The organism is Mitsuokella apri (assembly GCF_051886055.1).
Lineage (GTDB): Bacteria > Bacillota > Negativicutes > Selenomonadales > Selenomonadaceae > Mitsuokella.
Map to the genome: position 1 here is coordinate 1 of NZ_JBJEXT010000031.1, position 2,377 is coordinate 2,377.

Below are 2,377 nucleotides of genomic sequence, written 5' to 3' on the forward strand. Positions count from 1 at the left end.
GCACCGTCACCCGTGATGTTCAGGCAGGTACGGAACATATCGAGGACACGGTCGATGCCGGCGACGAGGGCGAGACCTTCCATCGGGAGGTTGACGCTCTGCAGGACCATGGCGAGCATGATGAGACCGGCACCCGGCACACCTGCCGTACCGATGGAAGCGAGCGTACCCGTGAGGACGATCATGGCCATCTGGCCGTACGTGAGGTCAATGCCGAAGACGTTCGCGATGAACAGTGAGCAGACGCCCATGTAAAGAGCCGTGCCATCCATGTTGATCGTGGCACCAAGCGGCAGGACGAACGAGGAAACATCGCGCGAAACGCCGAGCTTTTCCTGCGAGTTCTTCATGTTGACCGGCAGGGCAGCAGCACTCGAGCACGTCGTGAAGGCAATGAGCATGGCTTCACTCATGCCGCGGAAGAACTGCATAGGCGTATGGCCGCCCCAGATTTTGGCAAGGGAAGAATACACGCAGACCGCATGGATGACGCAGCCAACTGCGACGCAGGCAATGACGGAAATCAGCGGCAGCAGGACGGACGGACCGTTCTTGGCGACGACCGGCAGGAGCAGGGCAAAGACACCGATTGGAGCAAAGCTCATGACGATGCCGATGATCTTATAGGAAACTTCTGCACAGGCATCGAAGAATCTGATGAGGAGATCGGCGCGTTCGCCGCCGACCTTCAAAATACCGACGCCGAGGAACAGTGCAAAGACGATGACCGGCAGAATTTCGGCTTTAGCCATGGACTGAACTGGGTTAGCCGGAACCATCGCAACGAAGACCTGCATGATGGAAGGTGCTTCTTTGACCTTGACGACTGCATCCGACGTCATCTGCAGGCCGACACCCGGATGTGCAAGACCTGCAACACCAAAGCCGATGACGATGGCGATAGCCGTCGTGACGAGGTAGAGGCCAATCGTCTTGATGCCGATGCGGCCGAGCTTTGTCGTATCGCCAAGGCTCGTCATGCCGACGACCAGTGAGCAGAGCACAACCGGTACAATCATCATCTTGATGAGGTTGATGAAGATCGTGCCGATTGGGGCAATCCACCAGTTAATGAAGGGAAGTGCAGGTTCGCCCGCAATCAGGCCGACTATGACGGCCAGTACGAGCGCAATAAAAATCTTGATTGATAAGTTCATGAGGCTCACTCCTTTAATTATGATGATGTATGATACCATTTCCTTATCATATTTTTAATTATAGATAAAATGTGCATCTTTGTCCATTAATAGAAGATATGTATACCGTATACATACAATATACAGAAACTGACATCGATTCCTGCGTGTATTGTTGTAAATAATCACTACAACAATAATATTTTCTTCAAAAATAATAGAAAAATACCTCGAAAAATTTTCGGATAAGATGATTGTCAAGGACTCTTACTTATGATATAATTTTTAGCGGTGTAAAAATAGCACGCGGCCTGATCGCTGCCCTGTGCCCCAAAGAGGGTGGTGCAGAGAGATGAAGGACGCGGAAGAAAAAAACAGGAGGTGCACCAACATGGCAGTTATTTCCATGAAACAGTTACTTGAAGCAGGTGTCCATTTCGGACATCAGACGCGCCGCTGGAACCCGAAGATGGCAAAGTACATCTTCACGGAGCGCAACGGCATCTACATCATTGACCTGCAGAAGACGGTCAAGAAGGTTGACGAGGCTTATGCTTTCCTGCGCAGCGTTGCAGAAGAGGGCAAGAGCGTTCTGTTCGTCGGCACGAAGAAGCAGGCTCAGGAAGCCATCAAAGAAGAAGCTACGCGTGCTGGCCAGTTCTATGTCAATGAGCGTTGGCTCGGCGGCATGATGACGAACTTCCGCACGATCCAGAAGCGCATTGCCCGTCTCAAAGAGCTCGAGGCTATGGAAGCAGACGGCACGTTCGAAGTCCTCACGAAGAAAGAGGTTCAGGGTCTCCGTCATGAGATGGAGAAGCTCGAGCAGTACCTCGGCGGCATCAAAGAGATGAACAAGCTGCCGGGCGCACTCTTCATCGTAGATCCGCGCAAGGAGCGCATTGCTGTCGCTGAGGCACGCAAGCTCAACATTCCTATCGTTGCTATCGTTGATACGAACTGCGATCCGGATGAGATCGACTATGTCATTCCGGGCAACGATGACGCTATCCGCGCCGTCAAGCTCCTCACGGGCCGCATGGCTGATGCAGTCCTCGAGGGCCGTCAGGGTGAGGACAGCGAAGCGGAAGCTGCTGAAGCTCCGGCTGCTGAATAAGATTCGATAAAAAGACCGGGAGGGGTAAGGGAGTTATCCCTTGCTCCTCTTTTTTATTAGGAGGAAAAGAACCAATGGCAAAGATTACGGCTGCAATGGTAAAAGAGCTGCGCGAGACCACTGG

The 2,377-nt window shown here is 52.5% G+C and carries 2 protein-coding genes; one reads left to right on the forward strand and one right to left on the reverse strand.

The features are described from left to right. The coding region (locus ACI4OH_RS03835) for a dicarboxylate/amino acid:cation symporter (RefSeq protein WP_439784211.1) at nt 1-1,157 on the reverse strand (1,157 nt) is incomplete at its 3' end. A 370-nt stretch (nt 1,158-1,527) separates the two neighbouring features. Between ACI4OH_RS03835 and rpsB the strand changes: the two genes are divergently transcribed. Beyond that, nucleotides 1,528-2,253, forward strand: a complete 726-nt coding sequence (gene rpsB / locus ACI4OH_RS03840; RefSeq protein ID WP_036378270.1) for a 30S ribosomal protein S2 — start codon at nt 1,528-1,530, stop codon at nt 2,251-2,253. The last annotated feature ends 124 nt before the right edge of the window (nt 2,254-2,377 follow it).

Excerpts from the sequence above, each read along its gene's own strand:
- rpsB (WP_036378270.1), top strand. The coding sequence starts at position 1,528 with ATGGCAGTTATTTCCATGAAACAGTTACTTGAAGCAGGTGTCCATTTC.